The organism is Streptomyces paludis, assembly GCF_003344965.1.
Classification (GTDB): Bacteria; Actinomycetota; Actinomycetes; order Streptomycetales; family Streptomycetaceae; genus Streptomyces; species Streptomyces paludis.
In genome coordinates this window covers 3626975-3641800 of record NZ_CP031194.1, presented here as the reverse complement: position 1 = coordinate 3641800, position 14826 = coordinate 3626975, and the positions used below count along the sequence as shown (strand labels likewise).

The 14826-nt window shown below is 72.8% G+C and carries 13 protein-coding genes; 2 read left to right on the top strand and 11 right to left on the bottom strand.

Going from position 1 to position 14826, the window contains the following annotated elements; all coding sequences use genetic code 11:
- Nucleotides 1–12 precede the first annotated feature (12 nt).
- From DVK44_RS16035 to pdhA, 6 genes are all read right to left on the bottom strand, one after another.
- Nucleotides 13–1062, bottom strand: coding sequence for a potassium channel family protein (locus DVK44_RS16035; protein WP_114665163.1), 1050 nt, complete (start codon nt 1060–1062; stop codon nt 13–15).
- A gap of 20 nt (nt 1063–1082) precedes the next feature.
- Entirely contained in the window at nt 1083–2606 is a 1524-nt protein-coding gene (locus DVK44_RS16030; protein ID WP_114660292.1) for a molybdopterin molybdotransferase MoeA, read from the bottom strand.
- Complete coding sequence (locus tag DVK44_RS37110) at nt 2603–3487, bottom strand: NTP transferase domain-containing protein (RefSeq protein WP_114665162.1); 885 nt, start codon at nt 3485–3487, stop codon at nt 2603–2605. Before DVK44_RS37110 ends, DVK44_RS16030 begins: the two co-directional genes overlap by 4 nt.
- Before the next feature lie 151 nt (nt 3488–3638).
- Entirely contained in the window at nt 3639–5027 is a 1389-nt protein-coding gene (locus DVK44_RS16020) for a dihydrolipoamide acetyltransferase family protein (RefSeq protein ID WP_114660291.1), read from the bottom strand.
- Nucleotides 5027–6049 carry an alpha-ketoacid dehydrogenase subunit beta gene (locus DVK44_RS16015; protein WP_114660290.1) on the bottom strand — a complete coding sequence of 341 codons (1023 nt, stop codon included), beginning with the start codon at nt 6047–6049 and terminating at the stop codon, nt 5027–5029. The genes DVK44_RS16020 and DVK44_RS16015 overlap by 1 nt, the downstream gene beginning before the upstream one ends.
- The gene (pdhA, locus tag DVK44_RS16010; RefSeq protein ID WP_114660289.1) at nt 6046–7236 is read right to left on the bottom strand and encodes a pyruvate dehydrogenase (acetyl-transferring) E1 component subunit alpha; all 1191 of its coding nucleotides are present in this window, start codon (nt 7234–7236) and stop codon (nt 6046–6048) included. The genes DVK44_RS16015 and pdhA overlap by 4 nt, the downstream gene beginning before the upstream one ends.
- Nucleotides 7237–7411: 175 nt before the next feature.
- On the opposite strand from pdhA, the gene DVK44_RS16005 reads away from it, so the two are divergent.
- Nucleotides 7412–7936 carry an Lrp/AsnC family transcriptional regulator gene (locus tag DVK44_RS16005; protein ID WP_408055322.1) on the top strand — a complete coding sequence of 175 codons (525 nt, stop codon included), beginning with the start codon at nt 7412–7414 and terminating at the stop codon, nt 7934–7936.
- Nucleotides 7937–7992: 56 nt separating this feature from the next.
- Here the strand turns inward: DVK44_RS16005 and DVK44_RS16000 are convergent, their stop codons facing one another.
- Nucleotides 7993–8595 (bottom strand): TetR/AcrR family transcriptional regulator, encoded by a 603-nt coding sequence (locus DVK44_RS16000; protein WP_114660287.1) that lies wholly within the window; start codon nt 8593–8595, stop codon nt 7993–7995.
- A complete protein-coding gene (locus DVK44_RS15995; RefSeq protein WP_114660286.1) occupies nt 8592–10124 on the bottom strand; it encodes a 3-hydroxyacyl-CoA dehydrogenase in 1533 nt (510 codons plus the stop codon). The genes DVK44_RS16000 and DVK44_RS15995 overlap by 4 nt, the downstream gene beginning before the upstream one ends.
- Before the next feature lie 151 nt (nt 10125–10275).
- Between DVK44_RS15995 and paaN the strand changes: the two genes are divergently transcribed.
- Complete coding sequence (gene paaN, locus DVK44_RS15990; protein ID WP_114660285.1) at nt 10276–11997, top strand: phenylacetic acid degradation protein PaaN; 1722 nt, start codon at nt 10276–10278, stop codon at nt 11995–11997.
- 30 nt (nt 11998–12027) lie between these two features.
- Here paaN and DVK44_RS15985 read toward each other — a convergent pair whose 3' ends face one another.
- From DVK44_RS15985 to DVK44_RS15975, 3 genes are read right to left on the bottom strand one after another with little or no spacing between them, the layout of a single operon-like run.
- Nucleotides 12028–12705 (bottom strand): TrmH family RNA methyltransferase, encoded by a 678-nt coding sequence (locus DVK44_RS15985; protein ID WP_114660284.1) that lies wholly within the window; start codon nt 12703–12705, stop codon nt 12028–12030.
- Nucleotides 12702–14042, bottom strand: coding sequence for an HTTM domain-containing protein (locus DVK44_RS15980; protein ID WP_408055321.1), 1341 nt, complete (start codon nt 14040–14042; stop codon nt 12702–12704). The genes DVK44_RS15985 and DVK44_RS15980 overlap by 4 nt, the downstream gene beginning before the upstream one ends.
- On the bottom strand, nt 14039–14779 hold the full coding sequence (locus tag DVK44_RS15975; protein WP_114660283.1) for a DUF5819 family protein: 741 nt from the start codon (nt 14777–14779) through the stop codon (nt 14039–14041). The genes DVK44_RS15980 and DVK44_RS15975 overlap by 4 nt, the downstream gene beginning before the upstream one ends.
- Between the last annotated feature and the right edge of the window lie 47 nt (nt 14780–14826).

Here is a 14826-nt window from a genome sequence, read left to right as displayed (position 1 = left end):
CTCGTCGTTCCGTCAGTAGCCCGATTCGGCCGGGTTGTCGGCGCGGACGATGGTGATCAGACGGTCGGTCAGCTGGAGCGGGCTCGCCGCCGGGTCGTCGTAGCCGATCAGCCGGTGCCCGCGCAGCACGGTCACCACCAGGTCGTCGGTCTCCCGGACGTTCCGCCCCACCTCGGCCTTTATGACAGGGCGTTCGATGAGGTCGAGGCCGCTGCCCTGGTGGATCAAATCCTCCATCACCGTGCCGGCGCTGGGGCTGAGCACGGACAGGCCGAGCAGCCGGCCGGCCGCGCTGGCGCTGGTGATCACCGCGTCCGCGCCCGACTGGCGGAGCAGCGGCGCGTTCTCCTCCTCGCGTACCGCGGCGACGATCTTCGCGGCGCGGTTGAGCTGACGCGCGGTCAGCGCCACCAGTACCGCCGTGTCATCGCGCTGGGTGGCGATAACGATCTGCCGGGCGCGCTGGAGTTCGGCCCTCAGCAGCACATCGCTCCGGGTCGCATCGCCGATGATGCCCACAAACCCTTCGGCGTTGGCCGCCTCGATCACCTTGCTGGACGGGTCGACGATAACGATCTGTTCCTTCTTCAGACCCGTGGCACAGAGGGTCTGCATCGCCGAGCGTCCCTTGGTGCCATAGCCGACGATGACGGTGTGGTCACGCAAGTTGGACCTCCAGCGGTTCAGCCGCCACTCCTCGCGGGTGCGTTCGGTGAGCACCTCAAGAGTCGTACCGACCAGGATGATGAGGAAGAGGACCCGCAGCGGGGTCACCAGCAGTACATTGGCCAGCCGCGCACCGGAGCTGTACGGGACGATGTCGCCGTATCCCGTGGTGGAGAGCGTGACGGTCGCGTAGTAGACGGAGTCGAGGAAATCGACCGAGCTGTCCGCGTTGTCGTGGTAGCCCTCTCGGTCGACATAGACGATGAACACGGTCAGGGCCAGCACGAACAGCGCCATCAGAAGGCGTCTGCTGACCTGCCGCAACGGCCGTACGACCGTGCGGCGCGGCAGCTTCACCGGCGCCGTGACCAGATATTCGTCCGCTCGCCTGGCCATGGCGTCCTGGCCCGGAAGTTTCACGTGAAACACCCTCCATCGACCGATGCCGTCCAGGGCAGGTCGAGAACTTCCAGTTCATCGCCGGACCGCGCGCCACCCGGCGCGACGACCGCGAGTCCATCCGCGGCAGCGATACCGCGCAGCATGGCAGGCCCATGGAAACGCAGCGGCACCAGCCCCTCGTCATGGTGGACGAAGGGCACAAGCCGGGTGTCGTGCGGATGGCCGGGCACCGCGTCGCGCAGGGGCGCGTGGTACGGGGGCCGGGGTGCCCGCCCGGCCAGTGCCCGCAGCAGGGGTTCGGCAAGCGTCAGCAGCCCGGAGACGGCGGCGAGCGGATTGCCGGGCAGCCCCACCAGATACCGGCCGGACGGCAGCGCGGCCAGCAGCATGGGGTGGCCGGGGCGTACGGCGACGCCGTCCACCAGCAGCTCGGCGCCGACCCGCGCGAGCACCGGATGGACATGGTCGACCGGCCCCGCCGCCGTACCGCCCGTGCTGAGGATCAGATCGGCCTCGGACGCGGTGATCGCCCCGTACAGCGCCTCCGCGTCATCACCGAGCCGGCGGGTGGCGATGACCTCGGCGCCCAGGGCGCGCAGCCACGGCGCGATCATCGGGCCCAGGGCATCGCGGATCAGCCCGTCGTGGGGGATTCCCCCGGCGAGCAGTTCATCGCCGAGGACCAGCACCTCGACGCGCGGGCGCGGGACGGTGAGCAGCTCGTCGTAGCCGGCGGCGGCGGCCAGCCCCAGGACCGCGGGGGTGACCGGGACTCCGGCGGGCAGCAGCCGGTCACCGGAACGGCACTCCTGGCCGCGCGGCCGGATGTCCTGCCCCTGGGTCACCGCGCGCCCGGCGTGGAGATGGCCGGTGGCATCGACGCGGGCGTGCTCGCTGCGGATCACGGCGGTGGTGTCGGGCGGGACCCGGGCGCCGGTGGCGATCCGTACGGCGGTGCCGTCGGCGAGCGCCGCCGACCGGCCGTGACCGGCCAGGATCCCCGCGTCGACGGACTCGGTCCCCGCCGGTCCCGCTGGCCCTGACGGTGGTTCCGCGGACCGTACGGACCAGGGGCCCGGCCCGGAAACCGCCCAGCCGTCCATGGCGGAGGTGTCGAAGGACGGCAGGTCGGTGAGCGCGGACAGCGGCTCGGCGAGGGCCCGGCCCAGGGCCTGGTCGAGAGGTACGCGCCCCGGCGTCGGCCCCGGGCGCGCGGATCGGCCGGCGCGGGCCGCGAGCGCGCGGGCGGTCGCCCATGACGCGGCGCGGTGGCGCTCCCGGCGGCCCTCGCGCGGGCCGTCCGCCGGAGCGCCGGACCGGTCCGAGCCGGCCGGGCGCGGGGAGTTCGGGGAGCGCGGGGAGGAGTGCGCGGCGTCCCCGCCCCGAGCGCGGGCCACGACCGGCTCTCTGCCCACCAGCGCGAGGACATCATCGATGCCGGGGATCGCGTCGAGCCCGGCGGTTTCGGCCGGTCCGGTGGATTCCCCGGTCCCGGCGGACCGTCCCGTCCCGTCCGCTTCGCCGTCGTGGCCGGTCATCCGGCGTCGGCCCCCGTCCCGCTGGCCCCTGTCCCGCCGGCTTCTGTCTCGTCCGCCCAGCGCTGGGCGAGCGCGGCGGCCTTGCGCGCCGCCTCGGCGACGGCTTCGGGGCCGTCCCCGGCGGCCCGGCCCGCCGCGTAACCGACCAGGAAGGTCGTCAGCGGCGCGGCGGGCCGGGCGACGCCGTGCGCGGCGTCGCGGGCGAGGTCGAGAAGGAGGCCGGTGTCGACATCCAGTTCGATGCCGAGTTCGTCCTTGACTGCGGTGATCCATTCGTCCAGCACGGTCCCATGCTCTCTGATGCGTGCCCGGGCCGTGGAGATGTCCTCCCAGGTGTCGCAGTCGAAGGAGGCGAACGGGTCGGCCTCGGCCCGCGCGCAGTCGAGTTCCTGGGTCAGCAGCCGCAGCGGCAGCCCGGCGAGGCTTCCGTACTCGGCCCGGAGCAGGGCGATCTCCCGGCGCAGCGGCTCGGCACGGTAGGCGGCGACCAGCGGCTGGTCACGGCCGTCGGCGTCGACGAGCAGCGCCGCTTCCGCGCCGGTGGTGCCGAGGGTGCCGATCAGCAGACGGACCGTCGGGCGGTCGAGGAACGGCAGATCCGCCGAGAGGACCAGTACGGTCCCGGTGCCCGCGGCGATGGCCCGTACCCCCGCGTCGAGCGCGGCGAGCGGGCCGCCGCCGGGCGGCTCCTCGCGTGCCCATCGCACCGGCCGCGCCGTGGGCCGTGCGCCGCCGACGACCACGGTGCTGTCCGCTCCCGCACAGGCCGTCAGCACCCGGTCGAGGAGCGCCCGGCCGCCGACCCGTACTCCTGGTTTGTCAGCCCCGCCGAGCCGCCGGGCGGCGCCTCCGGCGAGCACGACGGCGTCATAGGCGGTCATGGCTGAAGTATGGGCCGCGCCCGCGCGGGCGAGCACGCGAGGTTGTCCGTGCGGCCGGAGCAGCTCGGCCGGAGCAGCGCCGGAAGCCCTGCCGAAGGGCTTCCGGAAACGCTGCTGGAAACGCTTCCGGAAGCACTGCCGTCGGCACCGGTCAGAGCGTGCGCAGCAGCACCGCCGGCTGTTCGACGCAGTCCGCCACGTACCGCAGGAAGCCGCCCGCCGTACCGCCGTCGCAGACCCGGTGGTCGAAGGTGAGCGACAGCTGGACCACCTGACGTACGGCCAGCTCGCCCTGGTGCACCCATGGTTTGGGCACGATCCGGCCGACGCCGAGCATCGCCGCCTCGGGGTGGTTGATGATCGGCGTGGAACCGTCGACGCCGAACACCCCGTAGTTGTTGAGCGTGAAGGTGCCGCCGGTCAGCTCGGCCGGTGTCAGTGTGCCCGTCCGGCCCGCCTCCGTCAGCCGCGCGAACTCGGCGCTCAGCGACTCCGCGGAGCGGCTGTGAGCGTCCCGTACGACGGGGACGACCAGCCCCCGGTCCGTCTGAGCGGCGAACCCGAGATGCACCCGGGGCAGCCGCACGATCTCCCGGGCCACCGGGTCCACGGTCGCGTTGAGTCCGGGGTGGCGGGCGAGCGCGGCGACACAGATCCTGGCCAGCAGGGCGAGCACCGAGATCTTCGGGCCACCGGCGGCGTTCATCGCCGCCCTGGCGGCCATCAGCTCCGTCGCGTCCGCGTCGACCCAGCATGTCGCGTCCGGTATCTCGCGGCGGCTGCGGGCCAGCTTGTCCGCGATCGCGCCCCGGACCCCGCGCAGCGGCACCCGTACCGCGTCGGCGTCAAGTGCGGGTCCGGACAGGGCCGCCGCCGGGGCCGGCGCGCGGACCGGCGCGGGCGGGGCCATGGCCGGCGCGGCCGGGGTCCTCGCCACGCCCTGCCCGATCGCCTGCTCGACATCGCAGCGCAGGATCAGCCCGTCCCGTCCCGAGCCGGTCAACGTCCGCAGATCGACGCCGTGTTCGCGGGCGAGCCGGCGCACCAGCGGCGAGACCACCGGGACCGGTCCCGGCGCCGTGCCGTTCACCGGGCGGCCACCGGACGCCGTCCCGCGCGGCGGCCGGACCCGGCGCCGACGGGAGGACGGCGCGCTCGTCCCGTACCCGACCAGCACACTGCCCGAGGTCCCGCCCGCGGTGGCGGAGGAGGGGGAGGAAGGGGCCGCGGGGGCCGGCGCGGGCGGGACCTCGGGCGCCGCTTCGGGCGCGGGGGCCGCCGCGGTCCGCTCCGCCGCGCCCACCGCCACCGTCAGCAGGGGCGCCCCCACCGGCAGCTCCGTGCCCTCCTCGCCGTAGCGCGCGGTCACCACACCCCCGTAGGGGCAGGGCACCTCGACCATCGCCTTGGCCGTCTCGACCTCGACCACCGGCTGATCGACGGTGACGACATCCCCCACCGCGACCAGCCAGCGCACGATCTCGGCCTCGGTCAGCCCTTCCCCGAGATCCGGCAGTTTGAATTCCAGCACCTGGGCCATCAGCTCTCCGTCTCCCACTGGAGCCGCGCGACCGCGTCCAGCACCCGGTCCACTCCCGGAAGATGGTGCCTCTCCAGCATCGGCGGCGGATACGGAATATCAAATCCCGCCACCCGCAGGACCGGCGCCTCCAGCTGGTGGAAGCAGCGCTCGGTGATCCGGGCGGCGATCTCCCCGCCGGGACCGCCGAAGCCGGTGGACTCGTGGACCACGACCGCCCGGCCCGTCCGCCGTACGGACGCGGTCACCGTCTCGTCGTCGAACGGCACGAGGGAGCGCAGATCGATGACCTCCAGGTCCCAGCCCTCCTCCCGGGCCGCCTCGGCCGCCTCCAGACAGACCGGCACGGAGGGACCGTACGTGATCAGGGTGGCGCCGCTGCCCCGGCGCCGCACGACGGCCCGTCCGATCGGGGCGACCGCGGCCGGCTCGTCCGGCGACCACGCCGCCTTCGACCAGTAGAGCCGCTTCGGCTCCAGGAAGACCACCGGATCGTCCGAGGCGATCGACGCCCGCAGCAGCCCGTACGCGTCCTCCACCGTCGCGGGCGTGACGACATGGAGCCCCGGAGTCGCCATGTAGTACGCCTCGGAGGAGTCGCTGTGGTGCTCGACGCCGCCGATCCCGCCGCCGTACGGCACACGCACCGTGATCGGCAGGGGCATCGCGCCGCGTGTGCGGTTGCGCATCTTGGCCACATGGCTGATCAGCTGCTCGAACGACGGATAGGCGAAGGCGTCGAACTGCATCTCCACGACGGGCCGCAGCCCGTACATCGCCATACCGACGGCGGCCCCGAGGATGCCCGCCTCCGCGAGCGGGGTGTCCGTACAGCGCGCGTCCCCGAACTCGGCGGCGAGTCCGTCGGTGATCCGGAAGACCCCGCCGAGCGTCCCGACGTCCTCTCCGAGGACATGGACCGACTGGTCCTCGGCCATCGCGTCGCGCATCGCGCGCCGCAGGGCCTGTGCCATGGTCGCCGACCGCGCCTCGGCCGGGGCGGCCGTCCCTACGGCGGTCATCGCGCCTCACCCGACCCTTCCCCGGCCCCGGCGCCTCCGTCGGGGGACGCCTCGGCTTCCAGCTCCGCGCGGAGCTGCGCCGCCTGCTCGCGCAGCTGGGGCGTCGGCTCCGCCCAGATGTGCGCGAAGATCTCCATCGGGTCGAGCGCCGGCTCGGCGTTCATCCGGTCGCGCAGCCGCGCGGCCATCGTCTCGGCCGCCTCCGCCGCCCGGGCGACGCCCGCCTCGTCGAGCACGCCGCGGGCCAGCAGCTCCCGCTCCAGCAGCCGGACCGGGTCGTGCGCCCGCCAGGTCTCGACCTCCGCCGCGTCCCGGTAGCGCGTGGCGTCGTCGGCGTTCGTGTGCGCGTCGACGCGGTACGTCACGGCCTCCACGAGCGTCGGGCCGTCGCCGCGCCGGGCCCGCGCCATGGCCTCGGCGAGCACCGTGTGCACCGCGAGCGCGTCGTTCCCGTCCACGAGCCGGCCCGGCATCCCGTACCCGACGGCCTTGTGGGCCAGGGAGGGCGCCGCGCTCTGCTTGGCGAGCGGTACGGAGATCGCGAAGCCGTTGTTCTGGACGAGGAAGACCACCGGCGCGCGCCAGACGGCGGCGAAGTTCAGCGCCTCGTGGAAGTCGCCCTCGCTCGTGCCGCCGTCCCCCACCAGGGCCAGCGCGACCACATCGTCCCCCTTGAGCCGGGCCGCGTGCGCCAGGCCGACCGCGTGCGGCAGCTGGGTGGCCAGCGGTGTGGAGAGCGGGGCTACGCGGTGTTCGCGCGGGTCGTAGCCGGAGTGCCAGTCGCCGCGCAGCAGCGTCAGCGCCTGTACGGGGTCGAGCCCGCGCACCACGCACGCGAGGGTGTCGCGGTAGCTGGGGAAGAGCCAGTCCCGCTCGCGCAGGACCAGCGCCGCGGCGACCTCGCACGCCTCCTGGCCGGTGCTCGACGGATAGACCGCGAGCCGCCCCTGCTTGGTGAGCGCCGTCGCCTGCGTGTTGTACCTGCGGCCGCGCACCAGCTCCGTGTAGAGCCGCAGCAGCAACGCGGGATCGGCGTCCGCCGCGGCGTCCGTACCGATCGCCCGGTACGGCTCGGGGTCGGGGAGCAGCGGGGCGGGGTCGGTACGCGGGCGCCACGCCGGGGGCGGGGTGGGCCGGTAGGCCGCGGCGGCGGGTGGTTCCTGGACCGACGTACTGCTTTTCTTCACGCGTGCACCTCCTCGTGGGAGCGGGCAGACGGGGTGCCGATGTGTGCGGCACGCCTCCCTACCGATTGTTCGGTCGTCGGGCCATTTTGGCTACACACGCCTTCAGCCTGTGGACAAACGGTTCTCCACAGCCTGGGATGGACGCAGGTCGTCCATGGCATGGAGGCGGGGAGACATGACAGCTGAACAAATGGCCGACGAGGGTACGGAACGAACCGTTCCGCCGCGGCCACTGGACTCCACCGACCGGGACATCCTCCGTATCCTCCAGGCCGACGGCCGCGCCTCGATACGGTCCGTCGCCGAGCGCGTCCATGTCTCGCGCGCCAACGCCTACGCCCGGATCAACCGGCTCATCGACGACGGTGTGATCCGTGGCTTCAGCGCCAGGGTCGACCAGGAACGGGCAGGTCAGGGCGCCTCCGCCTATATCACCCTGAAGATCGTGCAGAACTCCTGGCGGACCGTGCGCGAACAGCTCCAGGAGCTGCCGGGGGCCACCCATATCGCGCTGGTCAGCGGCGACTTCGATGTCCTGCTGCTGGTGCACACCCCGGACAACCGGAGCCTGCGCGAGCTGGTGCTGACCCGTATCCAGTCCATCCCCGAAGTGCTCTCGACCCGCACCCTGCTGGTCTTCGAGGAGACGGACCTGGCCCCGGGAACACCCCCGCCGGGCCCGCTGATCGCCCCGCCCTGACGGCGGCCGGGCCGGGCCCTACGGCGGTCGACGGGGACGCTTCTACGCGAACAGACCTACTGGGGCGGCCGTACCGTACGCAGCCCGTCGAAGGCGAGCCGTACGACGGCCTCCGCCACCTGGTCACGGTCGTCGCCACCGCCCGGCAGCGGCCGGTACCACTCCACCAGGGAGTTGACCATGCCGAAGAGAAGCCGGGTCGCCAGCCTGATGTCCATGTCCGAGCGCAGATCCCCGTCCGCGGCGGCGGCCTTGAGCAGATCGGCCACCCGCTGGTCGAACTCCCGGCGCCGCTCCATCGCCCAGCGCTCGGTCCGGGTGTTGCCCCTGACCCGCAGCAGCAGCGTCACATAGGGCAGCTCGGCCATCAGCACCTCGACCGTGCGGCGGGTCACGTACTCGACGCGCGCGATCGCCCGCCCCCGGGTGGCGCCCTCCTCCTCCAGGATGCCGAACAGGCCGTCCAGAGCGCGGCTGACCGCCCGGCGCAGCAGTTCTTCCTTGCCGACGACATGGTGGTATATCGAGGACTTGGAGATCCCGGCCGCCTTGGAGAGATGCTCCATGGACGTGCCGTCGTAGCCGCGTTCGTTGAAGACCTGGACGGCGACGGTCAGCAGGGTCTCGGGCGTGTAGGTGTCACGCTTGGCGGTGGTCATGAGGAACGTCCCTGCTTCGCTTCGAGTTCGGCGCGGCGGCGCAGCGCCGGGGACGAGCCGTAACGGCCGCCGGGATACTCGCCGTCCATGGTGCGCAGGAAGTAGTGTGCCCACCCCGCGCCGAGGCGCGCGCACCACTCGCCGGGTCCGCCAGGGTAGTTCACGCCGAGTTTCATGGCGGTGTCGATGTCCCGGGCGCTCGCCACTGCGCGGCCGGCGGCGTCCGCCGCGAAGTCGATCAGCATGGCGACCGTACGCGCCACGATCATCCCGGGGATCTCGCCGATGACGCTGACCTGCTTGCCGAGCCGCTGGAAGAGGCCGATGGCCGCGCGCAGATCGGCGGGGTCCGCGTCCGCGCCGGGCGCGAGGGCGATCCGGGTGCAGGCGCGGTAGTCGAGGGCGAGATCGAAGTGGATGTACGCCCCGGAGGGGTCGGCGGTGGGGGTCGCCCCGTCGGTGAGGGCGAGCGCCGTGCCGCCGGGCAGGGCGATGAAGCCGCCGGAGATGTGCGGGGTGCGGTCGCGGGTGACCTTGATCCCCGCCTCCTCGATCATCTCGCGCAGTACGGCGGCGGGGCCGAGGTCCGCGTGCAGACCGACCGCGTCCGGGGCCTCGCACGGCTCCTCCGTACGCGGGCACGCGCGCGTGCCCTCCGTTTCGGGGCCGTACGCGAACCAGCCCCGCCCCGACTTGCGGCCCAGCCGCCCCGCCTCCACCAGCCTGCGCTGGGCAAGCGACGGGGTGAATCGCACGTCCTGGTGGAAGGACTCCCAGACGGACCGGGTGACCGTCTCGTTGACGTCCTGGCCGATCAGGTCCATCAGCTCGAAGGGGCCCATCCGGAAGCCGCCGCACTCCCGCAGCACCGCGTCGATCGTGGCCGGGTCGGCGGCCCCCTCCTCGTACACCCGCAGCGCCTCGGCATAGAAGGGGCGGGCGACGCGGTTGACGATGAACCCGGGGGTGTCGGCGCAGCGTACGGGGGTCTTGCCCCAGGCGCGGGCCGTCGCGTACGCGCGGTCGGCGGCGGCCGGGTCGGTCGCGGCGCCGCTGACGACCTCCACGAGCGGCAGCAGGGGCGCCGGGTTGAAGAAGTGGAGCCCGACGAGGCGGCCGGGGAGGCGCAGCGCGCCCGCGACGGCCGTCACGGAGAGGGAGGAGGTGTTGGTGGCCAGCAGACAGCCGTCGGCGACGGTGTCCTCCAGCGCGGCGAACAGCTCCTGTTTGACGGGGAGCCGTTCCACGACGGCTTCGGCCACGAGCGCGGCGTCGGAGAGTTCGGCGAGGCTGTCGGCCGGGCGCAGCCGGGCGAGCGCGGCGTCGCGCGACGCCGCGTGGAGCCGGCCCTTCGCGACCTGCCGGTCGAGGCGTCCGGCGATGGCGGTGGCGGCCTGTGCGGCCAGGCCCGGCGCGGCGTCGTAGAGCCGTACGGGATGCCCGGCGGCCAGCGCCACCTGGGCTATGCCCTGCCCCATCGTGCCGGTGCCGACGACCGCGACGACGCGGTGCGGCTCGATCGCTGTCATGAACACAATCCTTCCGTACGGGTCACCGGCGCGGGGTCCGCGGTGAGTTGTCCACAGGTTCGCCGGGCACCCCTTGTCCCGACCGATCGTTCGGTTACTCTAACTCTGTCCGCACGTCGCCGTACCGACGCATCCGAGGAGTTGGTCCGTGATGGCCGCCCAGCTCAGCCCCCAGCAGCTCGCCGAGAAGCACCGGCCCACGCTCGACCAGGCCCTCGACGCGGTCCGCACCCGCGCGTACTGGTCCCCCCACCCCGAACACCCCAAGGCGTACGGCGAGAGCGCGCCCGCCGACGGGCTCGCCGCGTTCCAGGCCCTGCGCGGGGCCCCCTTCGCGCTGGACCAGCCCGGCACGGACGGCTGGACCGGCGACGAGATCTCGCCGTACGGCCCGGCCCTCGGTATCGAGTACCCGCACGCCGACCCGGACGTCCTGCTGCCCGCCATGCGCGCGGGCATGGGCGCGTGGCGCGCGGCGGGCCCCGAGACGCGCGCCCTGGTCTGTCTGGAGACGCTGGCGCGGATCTCCGCCCGTACGCACGAGTTCGCGCAGGCGGTGATGCACACCAGCGGCCAGGCGTTCATGATGGCGTTCCAGGCGGGCGGGCCGCACGCCCAGGACCGGGGCCTGGAGGCCGTGGCGTACGCCTACCAGGAGCAGACCCGTACGCCGGCCGCCGCCGACTGGTCCAAGCCCCAGGGCAAGCGCGACCCGCTGGAGCTGCGGAAGACCTTCACCGCCGCCCCGCGCGGTATCGCGCTGCTGATCGGCTGCAACACCTTCCCCACGTGGAACGGCTACCCGGGCCTGTTCGCGTCCCTGGCCACCGGGAACCCGGTCCTGGTCAAGCCGCATCCGCGCGCGGTCCTGCCGCTCGCCCTGACCGTACGGATCGCCCGCGAGGTGCTCGCCGAGACCGGCTTCGACCCGAACCTGGTCGCGCTGGCCGTGGAGCGGCCCGGCGAGGGCATCGCCAGGACCCTGGCCGTCCGGCCCGAGATCCGGATCATCGACTACACGGGCTCGACGGCCTTCGGCGACTGGCTGGAGACCCACGCCCGCCAGGCCCAGGTGTACACGGAGAAGGCCGGCGTCAACACCGTCGTCATCGACTCCACCGACGACTACAAGGGGATGCTCGCCAACCTCGCCTTCTCGCTCTCCCTGTACAGCGGCCAGATGTGCACCACACCGCAGAACCTGCTCATCCCCCGGGACGGCATCGCGACGGACGCGGGCGAGAAGTCGTACGACGAGGTGGTCACCGATCTCGCCGCCGCGGTGACCAAGCTGCTCGGGGACGACACCCGCGCGGCCGGTCTGCTCGGCGCGCTGGTCAACCCCGGGGTGAAGGCCCGCCTCGACGACGCCGCCGCCCTCGGGGACCTCGCCCTGGCCTCCCGGGCCGTCACCCATCCGGACTTCCCGGACGCCGTGGTGCGCACCCCCGCGCTCGTGAAGGCCGACGGCGCCCGCAAGGCGTGGGACACGGACGGCTCGGCGGAGGCGGAGGCCGCGGCGCCGGAAGTCCCGTATCTCTCCGAGTGCTTCGGCCCGGTGTCCTTCGCGGTCGCCGTCGACTCCACGGAGGACGCCCTCGACCTGCTGCGCCGTACGGTGCGCGACAAGGGCGCGATGACGGTCGGCGCGTACACGACCTCGCCCGCGACGGAACGCGCGCTGGAGGACGTCTGTCTGGACGAGTCCGCGCAACTCTCCCTCAACCTCACGGGAGGGGTGTATGTGAACCAGACGGCCGCCTTCTCCGACTTCCACGGCTCAGGCGGCAATCCGGCGGCGAACGCGGCGCTGTGCGACGCGGCGTTCGTGGCGAACCGCTTCCGCGTGATCGAGGTCCGGCGTCAGTCCTGACACCGTGCGCGCTGACGGCGCCGCCCCGGCTCATCCGCCGGGCGGCGCCGGAATCTCCGCGTACCGCTGGATCCACGCGTGCATGGCGATCGCCGCCGCCGCGCCCGCGTTGATCGACCGGGTCGACCCGAACTGGGCGATCGAGCAGACCATCGAGGCATGCGCCCGCGCCTCCTCGGTCAGCCCGGGCCCCTCCTGCCCGAAGAGCAGCACACACCGCCGCGGCAGCTCGGTGCGCTCCAGCGCCACGGCCCCCGGCAGATTGTCGATCCCGATGATCGGCAGCCCCTCCGCCGCCGCCCACGCCGTCAGCTCCGCGGTGTCCGGATGGTGCCGCACATGCTGATACCGGTCGGTCACCATCGCGCCGCGCCGGTTCCACCGCCGCCGGCCGACGATATGGATCTCCTTGGCGAGGAACGCGTTGGCCGTACGGACCACGGAGCCGATGTTGAAGTCGTGGGTCCAGTTCTCCACCGCCACATGGAAGTCGTGGCGCCGGGTGTCCAGATCCTCGACGATCGCCTCGCGCGTCCAGTAGCGGTACTGGTCGGTGACGTTGCGGCGGTCGCCGGAGGCCAGCAGCTCCGGGTCGTACCGCTTGTCCTCGGGCCAGGGCTCGCCGTGCGGGCCCACGCCAATCTCCGGACCGAAGCCGTCGTCGTACTGGACCGGTTCCAGCGCCTCGGCCGGTTTCTCGCTGCTCACCCCACGAGGGTACGGGGCTGGTCAGGGCTCTCGCTCCGCTGTTCGGGCGGGGCGGGGCGGTCGGCCGGCGGGCCGGGGCGGCCGAGCCCGGGGAGCAGCCGGTCGCGCAGCCGGACGGTACGGGCGCCGAGGAAGAGAAGGAAGCCCGTCGGTAGGAAGACGGCGTCGGCGGCGATCATCGCGAAGGAGAAGAACGGCAGCCCGAGCAGTACGGCGATGCCCGCGTGCTCCAGCATCATCACGACCAGCAGGACGTTCTTGACCCGGCGGTTGAAGAGCGTGAACGGGAAGGCGACCTGCACGATGACCGTCGCGTAGGTCACCACCATCACCATGATGCCGCTGGCCGCGAGGATGCCCGAGAGCGCCGGCCAGGGCGCGAAGTAGTCCAGCTTCAGCGGGTAGTAGAGGGCGGTGCCGTCCTGCCAGCGGGAGCCCTGGATCTTGTACCAGCCCGCGGTGGCGTAGACGAGACAGACCTCCGCCATGATGACGACGAGTCCGGTGTTGTGGACGAGGTTGGCGAGCACATCCAGCAGGGCGCGCGGCTGGCTGTCGGGCGCGTACCGGTTAGCCGCCCACCACAGGCCCTGCGCGGCCCACATGCCCCAGAACAGCAGCACCAGCCAGAGCGCGGGAAGCGGTGCGGCCACCGCCGTACCGACGAACAGGAACACGCCGGTCAGGCACCACAGCACCGGGCCGGTCCGGTCCGGCACGGGTGCGGCCGCGGCTGCGCGCGCGGCGCGCCGGGAGTCCAGCGACCAGACCTGGCCGCAGCGGGTGAGGACCAGATAGATCGCCATCAGATGGATGACGTTGTCGCCGCCGTCGCCCATGAAGATGGAGCGGTTCTGGAGCGAGAGCACACCGAACATGAAGAACACGGACATCGTCCGGGTCCGCCAGCCGAGCAGCAGCAGCGCGCTGGAGAGCACGGCGACGGCGAAGACGATCTCGAACCAGACCGTGCTGTCGGACCACATCAGCGCGGTGAAGGCGCCGTTCCGGTCGATCAGCTGCCGGGCCATGTCCCAGCTCCACGGCCCGTCGGGCCCGTACAGCTCCCGGCGGTGCGGCACCTCGCGCAGCAGGAAGGCCAGCCAGGTGCCCGCGAAGCCGATCCGGACGACGGCGCTCTGATAGCGGCCGAGGGGGGTGGAGGTGACGCGCTGGAGGGCGGTGGCGGCCCGCCGCTCGAACGAGGAGCGCTTGACCACGCGCGGCGGGGCCTGCGCGTGCGCTCCCTCGGGCGGCGACTCCTTCGGCAGCCGCGGCTCCTCAGCCTGCTCGGGCGCTGTCCTCGGCCTGGGTTCCGGATCCGGCTGCCCGCTCACTCGCCCGCCTCCTTGCTGCCGTTCCGTACGCCTTCGGGAAGATCCTCGGCGCTCACCGTCCACCAGGGGAAGACCCGGTACGACGGGCGGGTGCTGACCTTCTCCTTGCTCCACACCGGGCTGCCGACGGAGGTCGTGGCCGACCTGACCTGGATACGGGTCACGGTCCCGCCCAGCGCGTGGTCCTCCAGCCGCAGCATCACGATGCGGCGCATGTACCGCTCGGAGAGCTTGCCGCGCAGTCCGTTGGGGCGGCTCTGGCTGTCGTGCGATCCGACGAAGAAGTCCCAGCCGCGGCGCAGTTCGTTCTGGTCGACATGGCTGGGCAGCGGATTGTGCCGGATCGCCCGGGCGTCCTCGGCGGAGAGGTCGATCCAGCCGGTGGTGGCCCGCGTGCCGTCGGCGGACTCGACCTCGGCGCGCGTCTGGACGGCGATGTTCTGCTGGAGCGGGTTGGGCGCGAAGAGCTTCCAGTTCTGCTCGAACTCGGGATAGACCCACGCGTCGACGGCCTTGCCGTGCTCCTTGGTGATCGTGTTCGAGGGCGCGACGTGCAGAAACACCATCGCCACATGGACACAGGCCAGTACGGCGATCACCGCGAGGGCCGTGGAGGCCGCCACCTGGTACGGGAAGGAGAGGCCGACTATGCCGCCGCCGGACTCCGGTGGCCCGGGCCGCCGCGAGCCGGCCGCAGGAGTCCCGGCCCGCGCCTCCTGGTCGTCGTACGAATCCATCCCGCCCCGATCCCCGTCGCGCGCCCCGGTCAGTTATCCACAGAGGT

Excerpts from the sequence above, each read along its gene's own strand:
- DVK44_RS16005 (WP_408055322.1), top strand. The coding sequence starts at position 7,412 with ATGACAGCTGAACAAATGGCCGACGAGGGTACGGAACGAACCGTTCCG.
- DVK44_RS16035 (WP_114665163.1), bottom strand. The coding sequence starts at position 1,062 with ATGGCCAGGCGAGCGGACGAATATCTGGTCACGGCGCCGGTGAAGCTG.
- DVK44_RS16015 (WP_114660290.1), bottom strand. The coding sequence starts at position 6,049 with ATGACCGCCGTAGGGACGGCCGCCCCGGCCGAGGCGCGGTCGGCGACC.
- DVK44_RS16000 (WP_114660287.1), bottom strand. The coding sequence starts at position 8,595 with ATGACCACCGCCAAGCGTGACACCTACACGCCCGAGACCCTGCTGACC.
- DVK44_RS16030 (WP_114660292.1), bottom strand. The coding sequence starts at position 2,606 with ATGACCGGCCACGACGGCGAAGCGGACGGGACGGGACGGTCCGCCGGG.
- DVK44_RS16020 (WP_114660291.1), bottom strand. The coding sequence starts at position 5,027 with ATGGCCCAGGTGCTGGAATTCAAACTGCCGGATCTCGGGGAAGGGCTG.
- DVK44_RS37110 (WP_114665162.1), bottom strand. The coding sequence starts at position 3,487 with ATGACCGCCTATGACGCCGTCGTGCTCGCCGGAGGCGCCGCCCGGCGG.
- DVK44_RS15975 (WP_114660283.1), bottom strand. The coding sequence starts at position 14,779 with ATGGATTCGTACGACGACCAGGAGGCGCGGGCCGGGACTCCTGCGGCC.
- DVK44_RS15995 (WP_114660286.1), bottom strand. The coding sequence starts at position 10,124 with ATGACAGCGATCGAGCCGCACCGCGTCGTCGCGGTCGTCGGCACCGGC.
- paaN (WP_114660285.1), top strand. The coding sequence starts at position 10,276 with ATGGCCGCCCAGCTCAGCCCCCAGCAGCTCGCCGAGAAGCACCGGCCC.